This window comes from Escherichia sp. E13S3 (assembly GCF_004212325.1).
Taxonomy (GTDB): domain Bacteria; phylum Pseudomonadota; class Gammaproteobacteria; order Enterobacterales; family Enterobacteriaceae; genus Escherichia.
Window position 1 is genome coordinate 195,926 of record NZ_RHJR01000017.1, and the last position, 23,902, is coordinate 219,827.

General features: G+C 46.8%; 23 protein-coding genes, 4 tRNA genes and 2 pseudogenes. 15 read left to right on the plus strand and 14 right to left on the minus strand.

Going from position 1 to position 23,902, the window contains the following annotated elements; genetic code table 11:
- Positions 1-111 precede the first annotated feature (111 nt).
- Positions 112-735 (plus strand): transcriptional regulator RcsA, encoded by a 624-nt coding sequence (gene rcsA, locus D9597_RS17280; protein ID WP_130216461.1) that lies wholly within the window; start codon positions 112-114, stop codon positions 733-735.
- A 43-nt stretch (positions 736-778) separates the two neighbouring features.
- On the opposite strand, the gene dsrB is transcribed toward rcsA, so the two are convergent.
- Positions 779-967: a protein DsrB gene (gene dsrB / locus D9597_RS17285; RefSeq protein ID WP_000867217.1), complete on the minus strand. Its 189-nt coding sequence runs from the start codon at positions 965-967 to the stop codon at positions 779-781.
- Positions 968-1,130: 163 nt separating this feature from the next.
- Here dsrB and yodD point away from each other — a divergent pair, with 163 nt between their 5' ends.
- Together yodD and D9597_RS17295 are read left to right on the plus strand one after the other, a co-directional pair.
- Entirely contained in the window at positions 1,131-1,358 is a 228-nt protein-coding gene (gene yodD, locus D9597_RS17290) for a peroxide/acid resistance protein YodD (RefSeq protein ID WP_130223704.1), read from the plus strand.
- A gap of 297 nt (positions 1,359-1,655) precedes the next feature.
- Positions 1,656-2,471, plus strand: a complete 816-nt coding sequence (locus D9597_RS17295) for a mannosyl-3-phosphoglycerate phosphatase-related protein (protein ID WP_130223629.1) — start codon at positions 1,656-1,658, stop codon at positions 2,469-2,471.
- Here the strand turns inward: D9597_RS17295 and dgcQ are convergent.
- The 3 genes from dgcQ to D9597_RS17310 form a co-directional block, all read right to left on the minus strand.
- On the minus strand, positions 2,468-4,162 hold the full coding sequence (dgcQ, locus tag D9597_RS17300) for a cellulose biosynthesis regulator diguanylate cyclase DgcQ (RefSeq protein WP_130223631.1): 1,695 nt from the start codon (positions 4,160-4,162) through the stop codon (positions 2,468-2,470). The two genes, D9597_RS17295 and dgcQ, sit on opposite strands and share 4 nt — an antisense overlap.
- A gap of 315 nt (positions 4,163-4,477) precedes the next feature.
- Positions 4,478-4,660 (minus strand): DUF2158 domain-containing protein, encoded by a 183-nt coding sequence (locus D9597_RS17305; protein ID WP_130216455.1) that lies wholly within the window; start codon positions 4,658-4,660, stop codon positions 4,478-4,480.
- Positions 4,661-4,738: 78 nt separating this feature from the next.
- Complete coding sequence (locus tag D9597_RS17310; RefSeq protein ID WP_130223633.1) at positions 4,739-5,656, minus strand: DUF808 domain-containing protein; 918 nt, start codon at positions 5,654-5,656, stop codon at positions 4,739-4,741.
- Positions 5,657-5,827: 171 nt separating this feature from the next.
- Between D9597_RS17310 and yedA the strand changes: the two genes are divergently transcribed.
- Complete coding sequence (gene yedA / locus D9597_RS17315) at positions 5,828-6,748, plus strand: drug/metabolite exporter YedA (RefSeq protein ID WP_130223635.1); 921 nt, start codon at positions 5,828-5,830, stop codon at positions 6,746-6,748.
- Here the strand turns inward: yedA and vsr are convergent.
- From vsr to drpB, 4 genes are read right to left on the minus strand one after another with little or no spacing between them, the layout of a single operon-like run.
- The gene (gene vsr, locus D9597_RS17320; protein WP_130223637.1) at positions 6,737-7,207 is read right to left on the minus strand and encodes a VSPR family DNA mismatch endonuclease; all 471 of its coding nucleotides are present in this window, start codon (positions 7,205-7,207) and stop codon (positions 6,737-6,739) included. The genes yedA and vsr overlap by 12 nt on opposite strands.
- Positions 7,188-8,606, minus strand: a complete 1,419-nt coding sequence (dcm, locus tag D9597_RS17325) for a DNA-cytosine methyltransferase (protein ID WP_130223639.1) — start codon at positions 8,604-8,606, stop codon at positions 7,188-7,190. Before dcm ends, vsr begins: the two co-directional genes overlap by 20 nt.
- Positions 8,607-8,648: 42 nt before the next feature.
- Positions 8,649-9,368: a phosphohydrolase gene (locus tag D9597_RS17330; protein WP_130223641.1), complete on the minus strand. Its 720-nt coding sequence runs from the start codon at positions 9,366-9,368 to the stop codon at positions 8,649-8,651.
- 39 nt (positions 9,369-9,407) lie between these two features.
- On the minus strand, positions 9,408-9,689 hold the full coding sequence (gene drpB, locus D9597_RS17335) for a cell division protein DrpB (protein ID WP_254446237.1): 282 nt from the start codon (positions 9,687-9,689) through the stop codon (positions 9,408-9,410).
- 648 nt (positions 9,690-10,337) lie between these two features.
- Here drpB and D9597_RS17340 point away from each other — a divergent pair.
- On the plus strand, positions 10,338-11,411 hold the full coding sequence (locus D9597_RS17340) for a porin (protein WP_130223643.1): 1,074 nt from the start codon (positions 10,338-10,340) through the stop codon (positions 11,409-11,411).
- 89 nt (positions 11,412-11,500) lie between these two features.
- Here the strand turns inward: D9597_RS17340 and D9597_RS17345 are convergent, their stop codons facing one another.
- Positions 11,501-11,905, minus strand: coding sequence for a universal stress protein (locus tag D9597_RS17345; protein ID WP_130216439.1), 405 nt, complete (start codon positions 11,903-11,905; stop codon positions 11,501-11,503).
- A gap of 695 nt (positions 11,906-12,600) precedes the next feature.
- Between D9597_RS17345 and hchA the strand changes: the two genes are divergently transcribed.
- Both hchA and D9597_RS17355 read left to right on the plus strand, forming a co-directional pair.
- Positions 12,601-13,452: a glyoxalase III HchA gene (gene hchA / locus D9597_RS17350; protein WP_130223645.1), complete on the plus strand. Its 852-nt coding sequence runs from the start codon at positions 12,601-12,603 to the stop codon at positions 13,450-13,452.
- A gap of 290 nt (positions 13,453-13,742) precedes the next feature.
- Positions 13,743-14,807: a glycosyltransferase family 9 protein gene (locus D9597_RS17355; protein ID WP_130223706.1), complete on the plus strand. Its 1,065-nt coding sequence runs from the start codon at positions 13,743-13,745 to the stop codon at positions 14,805-14,807.
- Positions 14,808-14,890: 83 nt separating this feature from the next.
- Here D9597_RS17355 and D9597_RS17360 read toward each other — a convergent pair.
- Both D9597_RS17360 and mtfA read right to left on the minus strand, forming a co-directional pair.
- A tRNA-Asn gene (locus D9597_RS17360) sits at positions 14,891-14,966 on the minus strand.
- Between the two features lie 100 nt (positions 14,967-15,066).
- Entirely contained in the window at positions 15,067-15,864 is a 798-nt protein-coding gene (gene mtfA / locus D9597_RS17365; protein ID WP_130216435.1) for a DgsA anti-repressor MtfA, read from the minus strand.
- Positions 15,865-15,957: 93 nt separating this feature from the next.
- On the opposite strand from mtfA, the gene D9597_RS17370 reads away from it, so the two are divergent.
- From D9597_RS17370 to amn, 3 genes are all read left to right on the plus strand, one after another.
- A tRNA-Ser gene (locus D9597_RS17370) sits at positions 15,958-16,047 on the plus strand.
- 347 nt (positions 16,048-16,394) lie between these two features.
- The gene (shiA, locus tag D9597_RS17375) at positions 16,395-17,711 is read left to right on the plus strand and encodes a shikimate transporter (RefSeq protein WP_130216433.1); all 1,317 of its coding nucleotides are present in this window, start codon (positions 16,395-16,397) and stop codon (positions 17,709-17,711) included.
- Positions 17,712-17,812: 101 nt separating this feature from the next.
- On the plus strand, positions 17,813-19,267 hold the full coding sequence (gene amn / locus D9597_RS17380; RefSeq protein ID WP_130208633.1) for an AMP nucleosidase: 1,455 nt from the start codon (positions 17,813-17,815) through the stop codon (positions 19,265-19,267).
- Between the two features lie 94 nt (positions 19,268-19,361).
- On the opposite strand, the gene D9597_RS17385 is transcribed toward amn, so the two are convergent.
- Positions 19,362-19,437 (minus strand) — tRNA-Asn (locus tag D9597_RS17385).
- Between the two features lie 130 nt (positions 19,438-19,567).
- Positions 19,568-21,025, minus strand: coding sequence for a toxic metabolite efflux MATE transporter YeeO (yeeO, locus tag D9597_RS17390; protein ID WP_346461564.1), 1,458 nt, complete (start codon positions 21,023-21,025; stop codon positions 19,568-19,570).
- A 160-nt stretch (positions 21,026-21,185) separates the two neighbouring features.
- Here yeeO and D9597_RS17395 point away from each other — a divergent pair.
- The 3 genes from D9597_RS17395 to D9597_RS23370 all read left to right on the plus strand — a co-directional run bounded on the left by D9597_RS17395 (position 21,186) and on the right by D9597_RS23370 (position 22,713).
- A tRNA-Asn gene (locus D9597_RS17395) sits at positions 21,186-21,261 on the plus strand.
- Between the two features lie 179 nt (positions 21,262-21,440).
- On the plus strand, positions 21,441-21,824 hold the full coding sequence (locus D9597_RS23365) for an Arm DNA-binding domain-containing protein (RefSeq protein WP_240780436.1): 384 nt from the start codon (positions 21,441-21,443) through the stop codon (positions 21,822-21,824).
- A 190-nt stretch (positions 21,825-22,014) separates the two neighbouring features.
- Positions 22,015-22,713, plus strand: a complete 699-nt coding sequence (locus D9597_RS23370) for a site-specific integrase (protein ID WP_240780439.1) — start codon at positions 22,015-22,017, stop codon at positions 22,711-22,713.
- 115 nt (positions 22,714-22,828) lie between these two features.
- Here D9597_RS23370 and D9597_RS17405 read toward each other — a convergent pair whose 3' ends face one another.
- Positions 22,829-23,035, minus strand: a complete 207-nt coding sequence (locus D9597_RS17405; RefSeq protein ID WP_130223708.1) for a hypothetical protein — start codon at positions 23,033-23,035, stop codon at positions 22,829-22,831.
- 266 nt (positions 23,036-23,301) lie between these two features.
- On the opposite strand from D9597_RS17405, the pseudogene D9597_RS23375 reads away from it, so the two are divergent.
- A pseudogene (locus D9597_RS23375) lies at positions 23,302-23,559 on the plus strand (integrase); the annotation flags it as partial.
- A pseudogene (locus D9597_RS23380) lies at positions 23,558-23,671 on the plus strand (integrase); the annotation flags it as partial. The pseudogenes D9597_RS23375 and D9597_RS23380, both read left to right, overlap by 2 nt.
- Positions 23,672-23,902 lie beyond the last annotated feature (231 nt).

The following is a 23,902-nucleotide window of genomic DNA, read 5'->3' on the forward strand; positions in this document are numbered from 1 at the left end:
GCCTGAAAAATCGCGAGAGTGGCGCATTAGGTGACCCATGTCGTTCCGTTTAGTCATGATGAAATATTCAGGTAAGGGGAATTATCGTTACGCATTGAGTGAGGGTATGCCATGTCAACGATTATTATGGATTTATGTAGTTACACCCGGCTGGGTTTGACCGGGTATCTGTTGAGTAGAGGGGTGAAAAAAAGAGAAATCAACGACATTGAAACCGTTGATGACCTTGCCATCGCTTGTGATTCACAGCACCCTTCAGTGGTGTTTATTAATGAGGACTGTTTTATCCACGATGCTTCTAACAGTCAACGTATCAAGTACATCATTAATCAACATCCCAATACGTTATTTATCGTTTTTATGGCAATTGCCAATGTTCATTTTGATGAATATCTATTGGTCAGAAAAAATTTATTGATCAGTTCCAAATCGATTAAACCGGAATCTCTTGATGATATCCTTGGCGATATTCTGAAAAAAGAGACAACGATGGCCAGCATTTTAAATATGCCAACGCTATCATTAAGCCGGACCGAATCGAGTATGTTGCGAATGTGGATGGCTGGCCAGGGAACGATTCAAATATCCGACCAAATGAATATTAAAGCCAAGACCGTTTCATCGCATAAAGGCAATATTAAACGTAAGATCAAAACGCATAATAAACAGGTTATCTACCATGTCGTCCGACTGACGGATAATGTGACAAATGGTATTTTTGTCAACATGCGCTAGGGCATACTGACTGGTGGTATTCCACCAGTCAGGCTGACAGAAATTACTCTGCTTTCTCCACAAAGATACCATCCTGATGCCCTGCTTCATTAAAGAACCAGATGCCGAGCGGGTAGTCTTCCAGCGAAACCAGGTACATTGTGCCTTCACTAAACTCCTCAACTGCCAGTACCACGCCAGGACGACGCGGACCGCCATCCGTTTTGACTGTTACCCGATCATTCACCTTCATCGTTTTCCTCCTGTGGCTTTGTGCCAGTTTAGAACAATTTCGTTTTTCTGACAGCGCCAGGCGCGTGCGAGTGCTGATTTTCTCAACGGTCTATACTTAAGAAATGCCTGGCTGACATGACGTGTCGGCAGCAACATATAAGCAACGGTTGCGAGGATAGATGATGAAAACCGCAAAAGAGTACAGCGATACCGCAAAAGGTGAGGTCAGCGTCGATGTCGATGCCCTGCTGGCGGCGATCAATGAAATTAGCGAAAGCGAAGTTCATCGCAGCCAGAACGATTCAGAACACGTCAGCGTCGATGGCCGTGAATATCATACATGGCGTGAATTAGCCGATGCCTTTGAACTTGATATTCATGACTTTAGCGTCTCTGAAGTGAATCGCTAAATGCGTCATAAAAAAATCCCGGCCCTTGTTGGGGCCGGGATCAAACTTGCTTAAGCAAGAAGCACTTAAAAAATTCGTTACACCAGGAAATCTGATGCGTTCATCACCTTATCCGCAATTTTTTAGGCTGACAAGAAAATATTCTTGATATGAATGATTAACGTCACTTATGAATGGAAGTGTGATCCACGTCACCCCTTGAAGGCTCTGGCGTTCACGTGATCGCTCCCGAAAAACGATTTTTTATTATTCGTGCTGTTTTAAGAAACATCCAGGCAAGGGGAGTACTGCGCGATCATGCTTTCAATTCATCAACCGCTGCTGATTTTTACCGATCTTGATGGCACCCTGTTGGACAGTCATAGCTATGACTGGCAACCTGCCGCCTCCTGGTTAATCCGCCTGCGGGAAGCGGAGATCCCCGTGATCCTGTGTAGTAGTAAAACCTCGGCTGAGATGCTGTACCTGCAAAAGATGTTAGGTCTGCAAGGATTGTCACTCATTGCAGAGAACGGCGCGGTGATCCAACTGGATCAACACTGGCAGGATTTGGACGGCTTTCCGCGCATCATCTCGGGGATTGCTCATAGTGAAATCAGCCTGGTATTAAATACGCTGCGTGAGAAAGAACACTTCAAATTCACCACCTTTGATGACGTCGATGATACAACCATCGCTGAATGGACTGGCTTAAGCCACAGCCAGGCAGCACTGACGCAGTTGCATGAGGCTTCTGTCACGCTTATCTGGCGCGACAGTGACGAGCGGATGGCGCAATTTACCGCTCGCCTGAATGAACTGGGCTTGCAATTTGTGCAAGGTGCGCGTTTCTGGCATGTGCTGGATGTCTCAGCCGGGAAAGATCAGGCAGCCAACTGGATCATTGCGGCATATCAGCAATCGAGTGGAAAACGTCCGACCACGCTTGGCTTAGGCGATGGCCCAAATGACGCACCATTACTGGAAGTGATGGATTATGCGGTGATTGTAAAAGGGCTAAACCGGGAAGGCGTGCATTTGCAAAATGAGGATCCGGCCCGTGTCTTGCGGACACAGCGAGAAGGACCGGAAGGCTGGCGCGAAGGACTGGATCACTTTTTCACGGCCAGTTAAGGGCTATCGCTGGCGCAAACCTGATTGCGCCCCGCTTGTTTTGCAAGATACAACCGTCGGTCGGCCAGAGACTGTAATTGTTCAAAATCATAATCGCCGGTTTCCTCGCTGCTACTCACCCCCAGCGAGGCACTGATGCGTAGGGTCGTGCTCTTGGCGATCAACATCTCTTTTTCATTCAGCTTCAGGCGAATACGTTCGGCCACTTCCGTTGCCTGCGCCAGGTTAGCACCAGGCAGAATCACACAAAACTCCTCGCCGCCCACGCGGCCGGCAACGTCCTGTGAACGCAATGAATGACTGATTAATCCGGCAGCATGCGACAGCACACGATCGCCTGCCTGATGACCAAAGCGGTCATTAATCGCTTTAAAATGGTCAAGGTCGACCTGGATGACAGAAAACGGATGTTTGTGTATCTGACACAATTCGGCAAGCGGACGCGCTTTTTCGAACAATGCGCCACGGTTATACAAGCGCGTTAAGGTGTCATGCCACGCCTGCCACTGCAACGAGCTTTGCAGGACAAACATATTGCTGACCATCTGGCGAATCACATACCAGGAGATAAGTAACATCGTCGTAAAGAGCGCCCACAGAAGGGTTAACGCAATGCTGATGCTGCCGAAATCACCACGCACACCTTCACTGAGCGAATGAATGCGCACCAATGCGCCGTCAAAATGGTCCAGTCGCTCCCAGCTAACATAGTGACTGCTCATCCTGATGCCACCGCGCGTATCGTGTTCCATATCCTGCGCCAGAGATGCCAGCTCTCGAGGATCAAAGAGATCCTCCGCCAAGTGTTCCGGGTTAGAGGAAGTTAATAATTTCAGTTTACTGTCGTAGAGCTGATACTCGCCATCCAGGTTTTTATCAATAGCGTTTTTTAGAAATTGCTGCATTGAGCGCACAGGGATACTCATCCCCAACACGCCATACCAGTAATTATTACTGTCGACCGGCACGCTTACGGTGACCTGCGGTTCAGTAACATTGTTATGGTCATGCTGAGAGGTAAACCAACGTACGCCACGTTGACGATTTTCTCGTTCTGATTGGCCGATAAACCAGGGTTGTGTGACAAATTCGTAGTAACGCGTAGGGATATTTCGGGTAAACAACGTCGGCTGCGTCGAAACGTAGAATCCGGCGCGGGAGACATACATCGCCTGTTCAACCATCGAAGTAGAGTTGTGCGCCAGTCGTAGTAAGTAGCCGACTTCCAGTGCGGCAGTAATTTCATTGTCGAGTAATTCATTTTCGCGAGACAGCTGATTTCCCTCGCTCACTAACGCATCCGAGACACCGTTTACTGACAGAGTGCGTCGTCTGTTGAGTTCGATTTGCCAGGCGTGCTCGTCGCGATGTTGTTCAAACTCGACAACAGCGTTACGCATAGAGGTGAAATCCAGCGGCGCAACAAGGGCTTCACGCATTCCATTACGCAAAAAAATCAGTTTATCGACGTTATATTGCAATTGCTTATCGAGCGCGTTGGCAACGTTTTCCAGATGATTACGCTGACTGGAGATATAGGCGTCTTCCAGCACCACGACTTCACGCCAGGTGAGCAAAGTGGAGAAGATCAACACCACGATAAAGCACAGATTAACGACATGACCTGGCCCCAGGCGGCGCGCGAGTTTTTTTAGCCAGCTCTGGTTTTCCATTTTTGTCTCGTGCTGCACCCTGACGACTCCCAACCTGCTTTTTAATGATTCTGGCATAACCTGGCGATAGCGTACCGCCAAACAACGATAATTTTATAATGTTGGCATGATACGAGGCATCAGGCCTTCGATATTGACGCTGGCAGGACTGCCGGATGCGGCGTGAACGCCTTATCCGGCCTACTTTTGATTCTATCGCCAGATATCGATTATTTGTATAACCCTGGCATGATAAGACGCGACAGCGTCGCATCAGGCACTCCATGCAGACGCTGGCACAACTGCCGGATACGGCGTGAACGCCTTATCCGGCCTGGTGTTAATTGCACACTTTCAAACTTCTTCCGACGAACAACTCCTCTCCCCCGGAACAAGCTCGGTTTCATGAAAAGCTTCCCGCTTGACCCCATAACCGTCATACCACCGGCACTCAACCATACCGCTGGAATACCCGGTGACAATCATCCGCGGGCCGCCCTCTTTTACCGTGACTTCCTCACTAACCATAAAGCTCATACTCGCCTCCTTTTTTCGAGTGAAACTTGTTCACCTTAGTCGAGGATGGCGAATTTTGCATAACAGCCAATGTGAATTTTAATGTGCCTGGCCGCGCATTTTCGCTACCACTTTCACTCCCAGCACCACGATGCCACCGATGATAAATCCAAGAATCAGATTTAAAACAGTCGGTAATATCATCGCCACCAGCGCGTTCTGCTGTTCGGCAAAATGTTCAATGGCATGATGCAGCGGCGCGATGCCATGCACCACAATGCCGCCACCCACCAGGAACATCGCCAGCGTGCCGACAACCGATAATGCTTTCATCAGCCAGGGCGCGATAATCAACAGCCCCTTACCCAATGCCTGCATCAACGTACTGGACTTTTCTGCCAGCCAGTAGCCCAGGTCATCAATCTTAACGATAATCCCCACCAGGCCATACACGCCAATCGTTACCACCAGAGCTATCCCTGAGAGCACCAGCACCTGATTAATCAGCGGCGCTTCCGCCACAATGCCCAGCGTTATGGCGACAATTTCCGCAGACAAAATAAAATCGGTGCGAATGGCCCCTTTTATTTTGTCCTTTTCAAACTTGAGCGGGTCTTGCTCCGCCAGTTTTTCCAGACGCTGCTGACTCTGCGCCGGATCCTCTTTGTGTTTACGCGCCTCCAGCATATGTAGCACTTTCTCTACCCCTTCAAAGCAGAGAAACGCACCACCAATCATCAACAGTGGCGTAATTGCCCACGGGATAAATGCACTGATGATCAGCGCCAGCGGCACCAGAATCACTTTGTTGATTAGCGATCCCTTCGCCACGCCCCAGACCACAGGAAGTTCCCGGTTGGCACGCACACCTGAAACTTGTTGCGCATTAAGCGACAAGTCATCCCCTAATACACCGGCGGTTTTCTTCGCCGCCAGCTTGCCCATCACGGAGATATCGTCCAGCAAAGTGGCGATATCATCGAGCAACGTCAATAAACTACTCCCGGCCAAAAGCATTCCCTCTCATTTTTATCGTTGACGCGCTAAGTATGAAGCAAAATCGGCTTGCCTGATACTTGCTTCACAGGTCAACATTTTTTTAACAATCAAGCTCAATTATATCTCTCGCCAGCAGAATGATTTTCACGTTTACTATGAACCACCTTTTTATTTCCACCGTGAGGGATTATGCGTTTCCGCCAGTTGTTACCGCTTTTTGGCGCGCTGTTTGCGTTGTATATCATTTGGGGCTCGACCTATTTTGTCATTCGGATTGGCGTTGAAAGCTGGCCACCGTTAATGATGGCGGGGGTGCGATTTTTGGCAGCAGGTATTTTATTGATGGCGTTTTTACTGCTGCGTGGGCACAAATTGCCGCCGCTACGTCCCCTGCTCAACGCCGCGCTTATTGGCCTGTTACTGCTGGCTGTCGGTAACGGTATGGTGACGGTTGCCGAACATCAAAACGTCCCTTCCGGCATTGCCGCCGTGGTGGTGGCAACGGTGCCACTCTTTACTCTTTGCTTCAGCCGCCTGTTTGGCATTAAAACGCGCAAACTGGAATGGGTGGGTATCGCCATTGGGCTTGCCGGGATCATCATGCTCAATAGTGGCGGTAATTTAAGCGGTAACCCGTGGGGTGCAATGCTGATTTTAATCGGCTCAATTAGCTGGGCGTTTGGGTCGGTTTATGGCTCGCGCATTACCTTACCGGTAGGGATGATGGCAGGTGCCATTGAGATGCTGGCGGCTGGCGTAGTGTTAATGATTGCGTCGATGATTGCGGGTGAAAAACTGACAGCAGTCCCTTCGCTTGCTGGTTTCCTTGCAGTCGGCTATCTGACGCTGTTTGGCTCGATTATCGCCATCAACGCTTATATGTATTTAATCCGCAATGTCAGTCCGGCTCTGGCCACCAGCTACGCCTATGTTAATCCCGTGGTCGCGGTATTGCTGGGTACGGGTCTGGGCGGCGAAACGCTGTCGAAGATTGAATGGCTGGCGCTAGGAGTGATTGTTTTCGCCGTGGTGCTGGTCACGTTGGGGAAATATCTCTTCCCGGCAAAACCCGTTGTCGCTCCCGTCGTTCAGGATGCATCAAGCGAGTAAATGAATCCCCAGAGTGTCGATCTGCGCGCTGGCGCCCTCGCCGCAGATCCACTCTTCCAGACGCTCGGTAAGTGCCGCGTCCGTTAATTTCTCCCGCCCGCGTAACGCACATTCCCAGACAATCAACACGCGCCAGCCGAGTTCCTGCAAACGACTGATATCGCGCCGATCGCGCTCGACATTTTTACCAATCTTCTCCAGCCAAAAATCTGTTCGCGTGGCGGGGACTTTAAACAGATAACAATGGTGATGGTGCCAGAAGCAACCGTGGGCAAATATCACACAGCGAAATTCATCAAGGACAAAATCCGGACGTCCGGGAAGATTGGCCTCCTGAACACGAAACGCCAGCCCCTGCTCAGTTAACAGGCTGGCGAGACGTTTCTCGATTGCCGTATCGCGCGTGGCAATCGCGCGCATATTTTTGCTACGCGTGGCCTTATCGTGAACATCGGCCATGTTGTGTTTCTCGCTGACGCAACGCCACCGCTTGTCTGATTTTTGGCTCGAGCAGTTTTGCCACCGCGGCAAAGACCGGTACTACCACCGAATTACCGAACTGACGATAGGCCTGCGTATCAGAAACCGGTATACGGAATTTCGCTTCTCCCGGCGCTTCAAAGCCCATCAGACGCGCGCATTCGCGAGGCGTTAATCTTCGTGGGCGATGTTGCTGATTCTGCGGATCGTCAAAGTCTTTCTCACCTGTTGCCATATCCCAGCCGCGATCGATTAAGATTTCCGCGCCGTCTTTATAATAACGGGCAGAAAGCGTGCGCGTGACACTTTGTGGATTGTTCGGATAAACCATCCCATAACCGAAGCCGTTACCGCGCGCCTGATGCTTTTTCGCATAGCGATAGAGATACTTCCATAGCACCGGCGTCAGGATATATTTCGCTTCGACCATCGGGTCCAGCAACTGCGCCAGCGTCACTCGCTGCACCGGGAAACAATCGCTAATGTCACGCAGAGTGAAATCTTCTTTCAGATTAAGATCGCGACGAAAGCCCACCAGCACGATGCGCTCACGATGCTGTGGTAGAAAATGTTTGCCATCGATGATTTTCGGATCGTCCGGGCCGTTATCTTCTGCGTCGGCAACGTCATAGCCCAGTTCGTCAAGTGTCTGCATGATGATGCGAAACGTTTTACCCTGGTCGTGGCTTTTCAGGTTCTTAACGTTTTCGAGCACAAAAATCGCCGGACGACGAGCGTCGATGATGCGCACCACATCAAAGAACAACGTACCCTGGGTATCGCAGGCAAAACCGTGCGCCCGCCCAAGCGAGTTCTTTTTCGATACGCCAGCCAGTGAAAACGGCTGGCAAGGAAAACCGGCCAGTAAAACATCGTGTTCAGGAATGTGCTGACGGATATGTTCCGCCGCCGCGTCATCACTTACGCCCTCTTTATGGCTCAGGGTAATGTCGCGGATATCTTCATTAAAATGATGAGTCGCCGGGTCGCAATAATGGTTGGCTTTATAGGTGCGCACCGCATGTTTATTCCATTCACTGGTAAATACGCACTGACCGCCAATTGACTCAAAACCGCGACGGATACCACCAATCCCGGCAAAGAGATCGATAAAGCGAAACGCATAATGCGGATGATGTGTTGGCGGTTTGGGTAGCAACGTTTGCAGGTGGGCGAACTCATTTTCACTTAAACGGTGCCATACCGAATCATTCGCCAGCGCACGTTTTAAAATCGCCGCGCTCCAGTGATTCTCACCCACACCATTAAGTTGCGCCACCAGCGTTTTAACATCATAAATTTGCAGCAGTTTCTCCAGCATTGCCTGTGCGGCATTCCCGGTGCTGTATGAATCGGTTACTGAAATATTTTCCTGCATAGATTTAACCGGCCATATGAGATGGCCGACAGGTTAACATAATTACATCGGTTTAGGGCCACGCGCGCAGCCAGCTGGCGAAAACGCATCAATCACGTTGTGATCGATACCTTCATTCTCCCCCGCCAGTTCCGCACTAAGTTTGGCCATAAATTCCACCAGAAAACGGGCGTTGTGTTGCGCCAGTTGTTTACCTTTTGTGGTCTGCATCGTTTGCGGTAGTTTTAGCAGCTTGGTCTGAAAATGGTCCAGCGCGTAGCGTTTATCATCGAGCGGCCGATGCTGCGCGAACGGATCTTCGCCATCAAACAGCGCCACACCCAACGCGCCTGAAACCGCAAACACACGCGCCAGGCCAATTGCGCCTAAGGCTTCCATCCGGTCCGCATCCTGCACGATTCTAGCTTCCGCCGTTAAGGGCGTAATTTGCGCACTGAAACTGTGTGCGGCAATAGCATGACAAACGGGCTCTATTTTCTCCGCTGGAAATTGCGCAAACTCTTCACATAGCAGGCGACGCGTCTCTTCTGCTGCCAGCATTGAAGATTGCTGCCGTTGCGGATGATTTTTCGCCAGACTCACGATATCGTGAAAATAACAGGCGGTTAAAATCACCAGCATGTCCACGTCTTCATCTACCGCCAGTTTTTGTGCCGTCGCCCAGACGCGGCGAAAATGACACAGGTCATGGGCCGCGTCCTGATACTGATGATGGCTCTTCAACCAGTTCTCGAATTGTGCCTGCCAGTGTTGTAAGTCCATATGCGCTCCGCTGCCAAAGAGTCGCAACCTTAGCAGTTTTTACTCATAGCGTCTGTTACGTACGGGTCGAGGTCGCGTGTACCAGGCTATGCCGCCTAACAACGCACCGACCATGGCCATAAACAAAAATCCCACCAATGCACCTAACCACTTTCCCGCAGTTGAACCTAAATCACTTTCAAATCCAGACACGGGGGCATCGGGGATGCGGCTCATTACCCAGATGTAACGCGCCATTACCCAGACAAAATAACCACACCAGGTATAGAAAGCCCATAAAGCCAGTTTGCCGCCAGGGCTACGCGAGAGTCTTTCTTCCATTGCTGTCGAACCATACTCCATTTTGAGATAACCCGGAAAATTCAGACTTATACTGTTATGTGATAAAAGTCACATTTTTCCACATCGGTCGAGCCAGTCAAGTCTCTCTCATTTTTTGAACAAATATATGAATCTTAACCAGTGACATTATGTGCAGAAAAAACAAGTCAGAAGGCATTTGTTTTTTGTTTGGGCATAATTGATTAATTCATATTTTGAATATATAGGCATTGAATACAATTATACCTTTTTTGTTTTCTGTGTCATGATGACTACGTTATTAGCCTTTTATCGTCTTGTTTATATTTTTTGGGCCGGCATGATGCCGGCTTTTTTTATGCATTTATTTATGTGCAGTAGATCACACTCAGTCTTTAGCTCAACAACCATTGACGCAAGCTATCCTTCCAAAAGAACAATAACCAATTGATATACATATATAAATATGATGAATGCTTATGTCTGAAATTCATAATCATGAATTATATTAAATAGAATGGAAACATTTTGAAATCTTTTAAATACATTTGTTACATGTAATCTTTAAAATAAAATGAACTTCATAGAATAGTATCCAAATGTGCTTTTTTTTGGATAACGGCACTTATTGATATATTCATGAAGATTATAATCACAAGGGAATACATAATGAAAAGAAAAGTTCTGGCAATGCTGGTCCCGGCGTTATTAGTTGCTGGCGCAGCAAATGCGGCTGAAATTTATAATAAAAATGGCAATAAAGTTGATTTCTACGGCAAGATGGTTGGTGAGCGCATCTGGTCGAACACTGATGATAATAACAGCGAAAACGAAGATACCTCCTATGCTCGTTTTGGCGTAAAAGGTGAAACTCAAATCAACAGTGAACTGACTGGTTTTGGTCAGTTTGAATACAACCTTGACGCCAGCAAGCCTGAAGGTTCTAACCAAGAAAAAACTCGTTTAACCTTCGCTGGTTTGAAATATAACGGACTTGGATCTTTCGATTACGGTCGTAACTACGGTGTTGCCTATAATGCCGCAGCTTATACCGATATGTTAGTTGAATGGGGTGGCGATTCCTGGGCTTCCGCTGACAACTTCATGAACGGTCGTACCAACGGTGTTGCAACCTACCGTAACTCTGATTTCTTTGGTCTGGTTGACGGTCTGAATTTTGCTGTTCAATATCAAGGTAAGAACAGCAATCGTGGCGTTACTAAACAAAACGGTGATGGCTATGCGTTGTCTGTAGACTACAACATCGAAGGTTTTGGTTTTGTCGGTGCATATAGCAAATCTGATCGTACTAATGAACAAGCTGGTGACGGCTACGGTGATAACGCTGAAGTGTGGTCATTAGCAGCCAAGTATGATGCAAATAATATCTATGCAGCAATGATGTACGGTGAAACCCGCAACATGACCGTTTTGGCTAATGATCGTTTTGCAAATAAAACCCAAAACTTTGAAGCTGTTGTACAGTATCAGTTCGACTTCGGTTTACGTCCGTCTTTAGGCTACGTATTTTCCAAAGGCAAAGATCTTTATGCTCGTGATGGACATAAAGGTGTTGATGCTGACCGCGTAAATTATATCGAAGTTGGTACCTGGTACTACTTCAATAAGAACATGAACGTTTATACAGCATACAAATTTAACCTGCTGGATAAAGATGATGCAGCGATTACCGATGCCGCAACTGATGACCAGTTTGCAGTTGGTATCGTCTACCAGTTCTAATCAGCCAACGCGCCGCGGCACGTAACTGTAAAACATAATATCGGCCTGAGTTCGTCCCTCATCGAATTCAGGCTTTTTTATATCCCACATCAAATCACCAACAGCGGCACGCTAAACTGCCGTAGCATGTCGATAAACCCTAATTCCTGCGTAGCTCCCAGCACAATAACATCAGCCAGTTGTTGTTCAGCAAGTTCCTTTATCCCTTCCGGAAGAGTTCCGAAATGAACATATGTATGAATAAATCCTTCAGGCAAAACCAGTTGTTCTGCTATATGAGCTAAACGGCACACAGCCTGCCCACGTAGAGCTTCTTTAAAACGATGCATATCAGAAATATACCCACGCTCGAGAACTCTTAAATATTCCGGTATAAAGCCAAGTAAGTGAACATGCCCAGAAGAAACATTGGCGAAAAATTGCGCATGAAAAAACGCTTGCTCTCTATCATCCCGAGAAAAAACATTCACCGGAATAACAATATTTCGGTACATAGGTATTCCCTGAAAAAATTCAATATTAATCAACTGCGCTTGAATGATTAGTGCATATTTTTAATGCTATATTTATGTCATTATCTTTAGAAAAGTTATCGTTGCTGCCCCACTTTAGTCTCCAGCCCATTCCCTCTGGCAAATTGCGCAAAGAGTACATCTGATGACAAGTAATTAATCATATCTGTCATCAGTTAAACCTTAATCTGGATCATCATTCTTTCGCGATAATCTTTCGTGCCAGACAGTTTTACGATTATTTTTTTGCTAATAATCTCATTTTCTTAACTTACACTCTCATCGCATGTTCCGGGGAGATTCTTTGCTCCAGCATTTACCTATCTTAAGCAGGCCTCAGGCAAATCACTCGGTTGTCAGCCCCCCCCGGCGCCGCTCTAAGCATCACGTGAGCACAAAAAATCCCCACAATTAAAAATTGTGCTACCAGGGTGTCAATATCATGATTTCTGAAAAATAGACTAAAATAAATTAACACCAGTTCCAACCACTTTACGCAATAAGGAGAAAATTGGCATGACTAATATCCTACACAAGTGCAGCATAGTCATCGCACACTCCCCCTTGCATACCGCTTTCGATATATTGACTCCAATTTCCTATCTGGTTAAAAATAGCAACCAGCTCAGTCGCGAATATAGTGACTAACCTACATAAGTAACAACAAGGAATACACTATGACTGTTCAACAAAGTAAGAATCCGCAAATCGATATGGCTGAAGATAATGCTTTCTTCCCGTCAGAATATTCGTTAGGCCAATATACCAGCCCGATTTCTGATCTTGATGGGGTAGACTATCCAAAACCGTATAGCGGAAAGCAAAAAATCCTGGTAATCGCCGCCGATGAACGCTATTTGCCAACCGATAATGGTAAGCTCTTCTCAACAGGAAACCATCCGATTGAAACGTTGCTGCCGTTATATCATCTGCATGCTGCTGGTTTCGAGTTCGAAGTTGCGACGCTTTCTGGCCTGATGACAAAATTTGAATATTGGGCGATGCCGCGGAAAGATGAAAAAGTGATGCCATTCTTTGAGCAGCACAAATCTCTGTTCCGCAATCCGAAAAAATTGGCAGATGTTGTTGCCAGCCTCAACGCAGACAGCGAATACGCAGCAATCTTTGTTCCTGGCGGTCACGGTGCACTCATTGGTTTACCAGAAAGCAAAGACGTGGCTGCTGCTCTGCGGTGGGCAATTGAAAATGACCGTTTTGTTATCTCCCTTTGCCACGGTCCGGCAGCCTTTCTGGCGCTTCGCCACGGCGATAACCCATTAAATGGTTATTCAATTTGCGCATTCCCTGACGCTGCAGACAAACAAACGCCAGAGATTGGCTACATGCCGGGTCATCTGACCTGGTACTTTGGTGAAGAACTGAAGAAAATGGGCATGAACATCGTCAATGATGATATTACCGGCCGGGTACACAAAGATCGTAAACTTTTAACCGGTGACAGTCCTTTCGCAGCAAATGCGTTAGGCAAACTGGCAGCACAGGAGATGCTGGCCGCATACGTAGGTTAATCGGCTGACACTTACTGTGGAGTAAAAGTGGGGGTAGCTCTCCCCCACTTAACAGACATGAAAACGACCACCTACAATTGCTGACCTTTTAACGCTTCCCTTCACTTTACGCCCCCCAGACTGAAGAATGCGACACAAGCTGTTTTTAAACAGAATAATAATTCCCGAAAATGATTAACACATAAACCATAAATATATAGTATATTCACGTTATTATTTATCGATTTTAGAAATCAATCATATCTGATAAACTTCACCACGTTTTAACCAGAATGGAAGCGAGGTTGGAAATGTCATTTGTATCATTTTTCAGACGTATTGCATTTGCGTATTATGATTATCGCTGCAAAGATACTGATATTGCAAAAAGTGAATTTGTAGTTATTCACATTCCCGATCAAATTGGGGATGCAATGGCTATTTATCCAATAATCCGATCGCTTGAAATGCATAAAATAAAACACTTATTGATTGTCACATCAACAATTAATAAATCTGTTTTTGATGCACTTCATCTGGAACAAACAAAATTAACATTGGTCAGTATGACAATGCAGGATCATGCCAGTATTAAAGAAATAAAAAAATTAGCAAAAAACATCAATGAACAATATGGAACTCCTGATCTTTGTATTGAAGCAATGCGCAAGAAAAACCTGAAGACGATGCTATTTATTAGTCACTTACGAGCCAATGCAAATTTACAGGTTGTGGGTTTAACGATGAAATGTTATTCACCGATATGTAAGTCAGCGTCGAAAATGGATCAGTCACTACGCGCCCCAGTACCGCTGACATGGGCCTTCATGATGCGAGAAGTAGGATTTCCGGCGCCCCCGCCCATATTTGAATTGCCCCTCAGCGAAATAGTGCTAAAAGAAGTACGTTGTGAGATGCATTCATTAGGTTCATATATTGCTCTTAATTTAGAAGGTAGCGTGCAAGCGAGAACATTTTCACTAACAATGGCACAAAAAATCATCGAGATGATTAAAATACAATCAGATATGCCAATTGTCATTGTTCATGGTCCGAAAGGTTCGGAAACAGCCCTGGAACTAACCCGGCATTTTGATAACGTTTATCATTTGTCGTTATCACCTTCAATAATGCGGTCTGCAGCAATCATAAGAGATGCCTTCCTTGCAATAACGCCAGACACATCTATTTTACACATGGCAAGTGCTTATAATGTTCCTGTCATCGCCGTGTATGCTGATTATAAGACTCGCTGGCCTGCCCTGGCCGACATTTCAGAGACGATTGTGGTAGGAAAGGCTATTGATCATATAAATTTGGATGAATTCAGCAATACGCTGAAAAGGATTATCGCGAAAATTTCAGTCACAGCGTAATGAAAGCTCTAACAAAAATTCAAACACTAAAGCACGTTTGCAGAAAAGCAAAAAGCCTGCTCGAAAGCAGGCTTTTTTGAATTTGGCTCCTCTGACTGGACTCGAACCAGTGACATACGGATTAACAGTCCGCCGTTCTACCGACTGAACTACAGAGGAATCGTGAGAACGAGGCGAATATTACTTAGCAGCGCAGCGAGTGTCAACACTAAAATTCGCAAGCCATTTCAATCGGTTAATTAAGCAACAAAATTTATATTTAATGAACATTTGGTACTGGATAGGTGTCTCGCCCACTGGCATTTCGTAGCCGTTGTAATGGATCCTGCTTATAAAATTGGCAGAAACGTTGCCACAGCGAGGGGAAGCGTGGAGCAAAAAGCTCCGGTGCACTAAAAAAGTATTCGGAAAGCACGGCAAAACATTCTGCAGGGTCACTGGCAGCATAAGCATCGATGCTGGAGGCATTTTCGCCCACTAACTCAATTTCTTCCTGAATGTTATCCATCGCCGCATGAAGATCGTGTTCCCATCCTGCGACCTCACGTAAAGAAATAAAGGGAACTCCACTGGCGCGATCGCCATTTCGCGTATCCAGTTTATGTGCAACTTCGTGGATAATCAGATTAAAGCCCGAGGCATCGAAAGAATCTTGTATATCGAGCCAGTTCAGCACGATTGGACCTTGCTGCCAGCTTTGTCCTGATTGAACGATACGTTGATTATGTACCAGTCCTATATCGTCTTCCCATTCATCGTCCACCACAAATGGCGCAGGGTAAATTAGCACTTCATGAAAACCATCCAGCCATTCCAGTCCAAGCTCCAGAACAGGCAAGCAGAAAAGTAAGGCGATGCGACTACTTTTCAATGCATCAAGTTCAAATCCTTGTAGCGGGACCAGTCTTTTTTGCTGTAAAAAACGTTCGGCAAGAGTGACTAGTTTGCTTTGCTCCTGCTCTGTCAGACATGTCAAAAGAGGTATCGCCAGAGCTTCCTTCCATGGCAGCGTATCTTCATGATCTGTTTCTTGTACTTTCCAGGGCCACTTAATCATCGTTTTGCTCGCAAACTCGTCACTTGAACAAAATTGCACGGACAGGGACTGTTAAAATGCCAAATTTCCTGGCATCATGGCAACCATCTGAACGGAGAGATGCCGGAGCGGCTGAACGGACCGGTCTCGAAAACCGGAGTAGGGGCAACTCTACCGGGGGTTCAAATCCCCCTCTCTCCGCCAATCATTCAAGCAATTAGCTCGCCTGGTGTCAGTGACACAAATCCCATTAGGAAAATTCAAAAAAACCCATCAGAGAAAAATAGCATCAGCCGAGCATGCGTTGCGGCTTTAGCATTCACATTTTTCTGTTCAACGCGGTTGTGACATGCAACTGAACCTATAATTATGTTTCGTTTCCAGCATATTACCGTTACCCCCTCCCGGCCCTTCATCCTCAGTTCCTGGCATAAAAACATTTGCAGATGCTTTCTGTCGCGGTAGTCTCATAAGGTTCGTTTATTGATCGACGGCAATGTGAGTTACCTTTTCCATACTAATTATAAAAAGACAGTACAAACAGGATCACTATGGACTCCACGCTCATCTCCACGCGTCCCGATGAAGGAACGCTTTCGTTAAGTCGCGCCCGACGCGCTGCGTTAGGCAGTTTCGCGGGTGCCGTCGTCGACTGGTATGATTTTTTACTCTATGGCATTACTGCCGCATTGGTGTTTAATCGCGAGTTTTTCCCGCAGGTAAGCCCGGCAATGGGAACGCTCGCTGCATTTGCTACCTTTGGTGTCGGTTTCCTTTTTCGTCCGCTCGGTGGTGTCATTTTCGGCCATTTCGGCGACCGACTGGGGCGTAAGCGCATGTTGATGCTTACCGTCTGGATGATGGGCATCGCCACAGCATTGATCGGCATTCTCCCTTCATTCTCAACTATTGGCTGGTGGGCACCAATTTTACTGGTGATGCTGCGAGCTATTCAGGGATTTGCTGTTGGCGGCGAATGGGGAGGCGCTGCGTTGCTGTCCGTTGAGAGCGCGCCCAAAAACAAAAAAGCCTTTTACAGTAGCGGCGTACAAGTTGGTTACGGTGTAGGGTTACTCCTTTCAACCGGACTGGTGTCACTGATCAGTATGATGACAACTGACGAGCAATTTTTGAGCTGGGGTTGGCGCATTCCTTTTCTGTTTAGCATCGTACTGGTGCTGGGTGCATTGTGGGTGCGCAATGGCATGGAGGAGTCCGCTGAATTTGAACAACAGCAGCATAATCAAGCGGTAGTGCAAAAACGCATCCCGGTTATCGAAGCTCTGTTACGACATCCCGGTGCTTTCCTTAAGATTATTGCGCTGCGACTGTGCGAGTTGCTAACAATGTATATCGTTACCGCCTTTGCACTTAACTATTCGACCCAGAATATGGGGCTGCCGCGCGAATTGTTCCTCAATATTGGTTTGCTGGTGGGTGGATTAAGCTGCCTGACAATTCCCTGTTTTGCCTGGCTTGCCGATCGTTTTGGTCGCCGTAGGGTTTATATCACCGGCGCAATAATCGGAACGTTAAGCGCATTTCCTTTTTTTATAGCGCTTGAGGCACAGTCCATTTTCTGGATCGTTTTCTTCTCCATTATGCTGGCGAACATTGCGCATGACATGGTGGTTTGCGTGCAACAGCCGATGTTCACCGAGATGTTTGGTGCCAGTTATCGCTACAGCGGCGCTGGCGTCGGATATCAGGTTGCCAGCGTGGTAGGCGGTGGATTTACACCTTTTATTGCTGCTGCTCTGATTACTTATTTTGCTGGAGACTGGCATAGCGTCGCCATTTATTTGCTGGCTGGCTGCCTGATTTCCGCAATAACTGCGTTGTTAATGAAAGACAATCAACGCGCCTGAGGTTGTGGCGAAGATCGTCCGATCTTCGCCTTACACTTTTGTTTCACATTCCTGTGACATACTATCGGAAATGCGGTAATTGCATGGAACAGGAGACACACATGAATAATAAGGGCTCCGGTCTGACCCCAGCTCAGGCACTGGATAAACTTGACGCGCTGTATGAAAAATCTGTAGTCGCTTTACGCAACGCCATTGGCAAATATATTAAAAGTGGCGAACTGCCTGATGAAAACGCCCGAAAACACGGTCTTTTTGTCTATCCATCGCTGACCGTGACCTGGGACGGTAGCGCAACAAACCCTCCCAAAACACGCGCGTTTGGTCGTTTTACTCACGCTGGCAGCTACACGACCACCATCACCCGCCCTGCTCTCTTTCGTTCATATCTTAATGAACAATTAACTCTGCTGTACCAGGATTATGGTGCACATATTTCCGTGCAACCGTCAGAGCATGAAATTCCTTATCCCTATGTCATCGACGGCTCAGAGCTGACGCTTGATCGCTCAATGAGCGCCGGATTAACTCGTTATTTCCCGACAACCGAACTGGCACAAATTGGCGATGAAACGGCAGACGGCATTTATCATCCAACGGAATTCTCCCCGCTATCGCATTTTGATGCACGCCGGGTAGATTTTTCCCTAGCACGGTTACGCCATTATACGGGTACGCCAGTCGAACATTTTCAGCCGTTCGTCTTGTTTACCAACTACACACGTTATGTGGATGAATTCGTACGTTGGGGGTGCAGCCAGATCCTTGATCCTCATAGCCCCTACATTGCCCTTTCTTGTGCTGGCGGGAACTGGATCACCGCTGAAACCGAAGCACCGGAAGAAGCAATTTCCGACCTCGCATGGAAAAAACACCAGATGCCCGCATGGCATTTAATCACTACCGATGGTCAGGGTATTACTCTGGTTAATATTGGCGTGGGGCCGTCAAATGCCAAAACTATCTGCGATCATCTGGCGGTGCTGCGCCCGGATGTCTGGTTGATGATTGGTCACTGCGGAGGATTACGTGAAAGCCAGGCTATTGGAGATTACGTACTTGCGCATGCTTATTTACGCGATGACCACGTTCTTGATGCGGTTCTGCCCCCCGATATTCCTATTCCGAGCATTGCTGAAGTACAACGTGCACTTTATGACGCCACCAAACTGGTCAGCGGCAGGCCGGGTGAGGAAGTTAAACAGCGGCTACGCACTGGAACTGTAGTAACCACAGATGACAGGAACTGGGAATTACGTTACTCAGCTTCTGCACTTCGTTTTAATTTAAGTCGGGCCGTGGCGATTGATATGGAAAGTGCAACCATTGCCGCGCAAGGATATCGTTTCCGCGTACCATACGGGACGCTACTGTGTGTTTCAGATAAACCGTTGCATGGTGAGATTAAACTTCCCGGTCAGGCTAACCGTTTTTATGAAGGCGCAATTTCCGAGCACCTGCAAATTGGCATTCGGGCGATAGACTTGCTGCGCGCAGAAGGCGACCGACTGCATTCGCGTAAACTGCGGACCTTTAATGAACCACCGTTCCGATAATGAGTTCAGATCCTTTGCGTCAGGAAAAGATGTGAAGGATTTGATTAAGTAACAAAGCAAAAAACCCGCTATAAAAGCGGGCTTTTCAGAAATTTGGCTCCTCTGACTGGACTCGAACCAGTGACATACGGATTAACAGTCCGCCGTTCTACCGACTGAACTACAGAGGAATCGCGAGAACGGGGTGAATATTAACGATGCCCATCCACAATGTCAAAGCCTGTTTTTTAATTTTGAATTCGTTTGCTGAAATAATCTGCGCTTTGTCGTTTATTTCGACACACCTGGCTTTTTTTCATACTATTTATGCTCAGGACGAGGGTATTTCCATAGCCATCGCCCTGTCACCATTCGCCAGTAAAACAGCACAGCCCGCACGGCCCAGTCGGCAAACATCCCCATCCAGACGCCAACCACACCCCAGCCAAGCATGATTCCCAACATATAACCGACTACTACCCGGCATCCCCACATGCTCAGCATAGAAACCCACATGGCGTAGCGTGCATCTCGAGCACCTTTAAAACCAGCAGGTAGTACCCAGGAGGCAGACCAAATCGGCATAAATAAAGCATTCAACCAAATCAGAATCACAACGACATGTTTAACCTGCGGATCCTGGGTATAAAACGACGCCATAATCCCGGCAAAGGGGGCTGTTAACCAGGCTATTGCCGTTAACCCAATAGTGGACAACCAGAACACATGCCTCAATTGAATTTCTGCTTGTGCTATCTGCCCTACCCCCAACCTTCGACCCGTAATGATTGTAGAAGCAGAACCAAGTGCACTTCCTGGTAAATTGATAAGAGCCGCAATCGAAAAAGCGATAAAATTCCCGGCAATTACACTCGTCCCCATCCCGGCAACGAACATTTGTGTTAATAACCGGCCACTGGTAAATAATACGGATTCCACACTTGCCGGAATACCAATCCCCATGACTTCCCAGATAATGCTGAAATTCAATGGTTTAAAATAGCTCTTTAACGAGATCCGTAACGCAGGATTAAAACCAATCGCCAGAACCCACAAAATGGCGACTGCGCCAATATAACGGGAAATAGTTAATCCCAGCCCTGCCCCGACAAACCCTAACCCCTGCCAGGAGAAAAGACCGTAAATCAATATGCCGCTAATGATGATATTAAGGATATTCAAACTACCATTTATAAGAAGCGGTATTTTCGTATTCCCTGCGCCGCGAAGTGCTCCGCTGCCAATCAAGGTGATTGCCGCCGCAGGGTAACTGATGACGGTCAGTTCCAGATAAGTCAGCGCCAGTGCTTTTACCTCCGGCGTGGCCTCACCTGCAACAAAATCGATAATTTGCTCACCAAAATGATGAATAAGCGCTGCCAACAGTACGGCAAACAATGTCATGATCACTAATGACTGCCGTGTCGCTACCCTCGCTCGCCGTCGATCACGCTTACCGAGACTAAATGCCACAACGACTGTAGTACCAAGGTCGATAGCTGCAAAAAAAGCCATAATGACCATATTGAAACTGTCCGCCAGCCCAACGCCTGCCATTGCATCTTTTCCCAGCCAACTGACCAGAAACGTGCTTAGTACGCCCATCAACAGGACACAGGCATTCTCCATAAAGATAGGAACAGCAAGCGGGGTTATCTCACGCCAGAACAACACCTTGTAGCTCTTACGTTTTGCGTGCCAGCGAGTGCCGTGAACAAACTGGCGTAAAGCTGAGGAGATATTCAAAACTGACCTTAATTGCAGAAAGTGAAACCACATTTCAAATAATGAGGGAGAATCAGCAAAGCTGCAAAGATTTTCGCCAGCAAATTGTCTGCAAATGCAACAAACTGTTGATAGAAACGGCAAACGGTTGAGAAATTTAAAAATCAGGTTTGACAAAAGATTTTTCGCCGTTAAGATGTGCCTCAACAGCGATTCCTCTGTAGTTCAGTCGGTAGAACGGCGGACTGTTAATCCGTATGTCACTGGTTCGAGTCCAGTCAGAGGAGCCAATTTAAGGAAAGCAGACGTTCACTGACGTCTGCTTTCTGCATTTATATCAACTGGTTATCCCCTTCTTCAGGTTCACCCTCGTTCGTTAAAAACCCCTCGAATCCACACTACTTTGTTGGTAAAAATGCTGGTAAAGCTGGTTCGATTTGCGTTTTACCAGCACGCGGAGGGAACCGTCATGTCACTTACTGATACTAAAGTAAAAAATGCCAGACCAGCGGAAAAAGTCGTCAAGCTCACTGATGGATTTAGTCTCTACCTTCTTGTGCATCCCAATGGTTCAAAATACTGGCAGTTAGGCTATCGCTTCGATGGTAAACAGAAAGTGTTTTCCATTGGTGTTTACCCTGCGGTTTCTCTTGCTGATGCCAGACAACGACGTGATGAAGCCAAAAAGCTGCTTGCTCAGGGAATCGATCCTAACGCTAAAAAACAGGCTGATAAAAAAGCGCTGCAGGAAAAGCGGGATAAAACCCGTTCGTTCCGTGTCGTTGCCAGAAGCTGGTTTGCCACCAACAAAATGGTCAGAAGATTACGCCGATACGGTATGGAAGCGCCTTGAGACCTATGTATTCCCGGACATTGGCGACAGCAACGTTTCAGATCTGGATACAGGTGACTTGCTTGTTCCGGTTAAAAAAGCAGAAACGCTTGGCTATCTTGAAATTGCCATGCGGATCAAGCAATACATCACTGCCATCCTGCGTCACGCCGTCCAGCAAAAGCTTATGCGCCATAATCCTGCTTACGATATGGAAGGAGCTGTGCAGAAACCAGAGACTGAGCACCGTCCTGCACTGGAGCTGGAAGAGCTCCCCCTGTTACTTGAACGTATTGATGCCTACAAAGGCCGTGGACTTACCACACTGGCGATTAAACTCAATCTGTTGATTTTCATTCGTTCCAGTGAACTCCGCTATGCACGATGGTCAGAAATCGACTTCAACAGTAAGTTATGGGTGATACCAGAAAAACGTGAAGCGATTGAGCGCGTCAAATATTCCACGCGTGGTGCAAAAATGAAACGCCAGCACTTCGTTCCCCTCTGCAGGCAGGCTCTTAAGATACTGAAAGAGATCCGTCAGCTTACCTATGAAGAAGGTAATGACTCCGGATTAATTTTTACTGGATGTTATGACTCGTTCAAACCCATGAGTGAAAATACTATTAACAAGGCGCTGCGTAAGATGGGCTATGACACCACCCAGGACATCTGCGGTCATGGTTTCCGCACACTGGCCTGTAGTGCTCTGATTGAATCAGGGCTATGGTCTGAAGATGCAGTAGAACTTCAGATGAGCCACAAGGAAAGCAACAGTGTGCGTGCTGCCTACACCCATAAGGCCAAACACCTTGAACAGAGAAGATTGATGTTACAGTGGTGGGCAGATTATCTTGATGCAAATCGGGATGGGATAGTAAGGCCGTTTGAATTTGTTCGGAAACAATAATCGCCTTCCTGCAAGCAGACAATCGCAGTAAATAAAAAACGCAGGGAGGTTTTACTCTCCCTGTAATTTGTAACTTACGCCCTTTGTTTGATTGTGCCAAAACAGAGGCTGCAAGTTACTTCGTTAACTTGCAGGAACGTGGATTATCAAGAGCTGATGATGCCTTATGCTCCATTTGCCCACTTGTCTGGTTTGATGACCCACGTTGTGAAAGCGCGGAACCAGCGAGGCTTTTCTGGATAGCTGAGGCATTAGGATCAGTCAGCGTTTTTGTAGCAGTAGAAGCCACATTTTCAGAAGTCTGTTTTACGTTTTTACTCATGAAACGAATCCCCAAGAAGGCATGAACATCACTTAGGTAGTCTTTCATCAAAAAAACCACTACATGCAGTGATAGCCATGTTTTTTACAAGCCTTAATTTTTCTAAAGACAATATTATGACTGTATATAATCACAGTTGCATTGTAATTTATTGATTTAATTTATAAAAAATTATCAAGCAGGAAAGGATGCGCTAAAAACTCACCATCTTCCTGAAATGACTGTCTTCTGGAATTCAGGGTCCACATTACGCAGGGAAGATCAATTCTGATACAACTTTACTAACAGTGTTAAAAGGAATGGGAGACACCGACTTAACGCAACATGGGTTTAGAGCGTCATTCCGTGATTGGGCTGGTGAAACGACCAACTACCCGCGTGAGGTAATTGAACATGCGTTAGCTCATCAGTTGGCAGGTAAGGCAGAGGCTGCGTATAAACGTGGGACGTTGTGGCCTAAGCGGGTGCCGCTGATGGATGAGTGGACGGGGTATTTCTTGCCAATATTTAGCTGTTCCGTTTGAAAACAATATCAACAACGTGGTGCGTTAGATGGGCTATGACACCACGCAGGACATTTGCGGTCATGGTTTCCGCACACTTGCATGTAGTGTTCTGATTGAATCAAGCCTGTGGTAAGAAGTTGTTGTCGTACTCCAAATGTTCTATAAGGGAAAAGATATACTTACAAAAATAAGAATTTCTAGATAGATCAACAAAGTACTGTAAGAACCCAACACTTAGAATTAAATCATTTTATAAATAACTCATTCATTAATTATAATTTTGAATTATATATTGATATGAACAATAAATTTTATCGCTAAGAATATCACTCAACAACTAAAATCTCAACTAATAAATATA

What these genes read in the sequence shown, in the direction of transcription:
- hchA (WP_130223645.1), top strand. Translation starts at nt 12,601, where the DNA reads ATGACTGTTCAACAAAGTAAGAATCCGCAAATCGATATGGCTGAAGAT.
- D9597_RS17310 (WP_130223633.1), bottom strand. Translation starts at nt 5,656, where the DNA reads ATGCTTTTGGCCGGGAGTAGTTTATTGACGTTGCTCGATGATATCGCC.
- D9597_RS17305 (WP_130216455.1), bottom strand. Translation starts at nt 4,660, where the DNA reads ATGAGCTTTATGGTTAGTGAGGAAGTCACGGTAAAAGAGGGCGGCCCG.
- yeeO (WP_346461564.1), bottom strand. Translation starts at nt 21,025, where the DNA reads ATGTGGTTTCACTTTCTGCAATTAAGGTCAGTTTTGAATATCTCCTCA.
- mtfA (WP_130216435.1), bottom strand. Translation starts at nt 15,864, where the DNA reads ATGATTAAGTGGCCCTGGAAAGTACAAGAAACAGATCATGAAGATACG.
- dcm (WP_130223639.1), bottom strand. Translation starts at nt 8,606, where the DNA reads ATGCAGGAAAATATTTCAGTAACCGATTCATACAGCACCGGGAATGCC.
- D9597_RS17340 (WP_130223643.1), top strand. Translation starts at nt 10,338, where the DNA reads ATGAAAAGAAAAGTTCTGGCAATGCTGGTCCCGGCGTTATTAGTTGCT.
- D9597_RS17295 (WP_130223629.1), top strand. Translation starts at nt 1,656, where the DNA reads ATGCTTTCAATTCATCAACCGCTGCTGATTTTTACCGATCTTGATGGC.
- D9597_RS23370 (WP_240780439.1), top strand. Translation starts at nt 22,015, where the DNA reads ATGGAAGGAGCTGTGCAGAAACCAGAGACTGAGCACCGTCCTGCACTG.
- vsr (WP_130223637.1), bottom strand. Translation starts at nt 7,207, where the DNA reads ATGGCCGATGTTCACGATAAGGCCACGCGTAGCAAAAATATGCGCGCG.
- amn (WP_130208633.1), top strand. Translation starts at nt 17,813, where the DNA reads ATGAATAATAAGGGCTCCGGTCTGACCCCAGCTCAGGCACTGGATAAA.
- D9597_RS17330 (WP_130223641.1), bottom strand. Translation starts at nt 9,368, where the DNA reads ATGGACTTACAACACTGGCAGGCACAATTCGAGAACTGGTTGAAGAGC.
- yodD (WP_130223704.1), top strand. Translation starts at nt 1,131, where the DNA reads ATGAAAACCGCAAAAGAGTACAGCGATACCGCAAAAGGTGAGGTCAGC.
- D9597_RS17405 (WP_130223708.1), bottom strand. Translation starts at nt 23,035, where the DNA reads ATGAGTAAAAACGTAAAACAGACTTCTGAAAATGTGGCTTCTACTGCT.
- dsrB (WP_000867217.1), bottom strand. Translation starts at nt 967, where the DNA reads ATGAAGGTGAATGATCGGGTAACAGTCAAAACGGATGGCGGTCCGCGT.
- D9597_RS17345 (WP_130216439.1), bottom strand. Translation starts at nt 11,905, where the DNA reads ATGTACCGAAATATTGTTATTCCGGTGAATGTTTTTTCTCGGGATGAT.
- D9597_RS17355 (WP_130223706.1), top strand. Translation starts at nt 13,743, where the DNA reads ATGTCATTTGTATCATTTTTCAGACGTATTGCATTTGCGTATTATGAT.
- drpB (WP_254446237.1), bottom strand. Translation starts at nt 9,689, where the DNA reads ATGGAAGAAAGACTCTCGCGTAGCCCTGGCGGCAAACTGGCTTTATGG.
- rcsA (WP_130216461.1), top strand. Translation starts at nt 112, where the DNA reads ATGTCAACGATTATTATGGATTTATGTAGTTACACCCGGCTGGGTTTG.
- yedA (WP_130223635.1), top strand. Translation starts at nt 5,828, where the DNA reads ATGCGTTTCCGCCAGTTGTTACCGCTTTTTGGCGCGCTGTTTGCGTTG.
- D9597_RS23365 (WP_240780436.1), top strand. Translation starts at nt 21,441, where the DNA reads ATGTCACTTACTGATACTAAAGTAAAAAATGCCAGACCAGCGGAAAAA.
- shiA (WP_130216433.1), top strand. Translation starts at nt 16,395, where the DNA reads ATGGACTCCACGCTCATCTCCACGCGTCCCGATGAAGGAACGCTTTCG.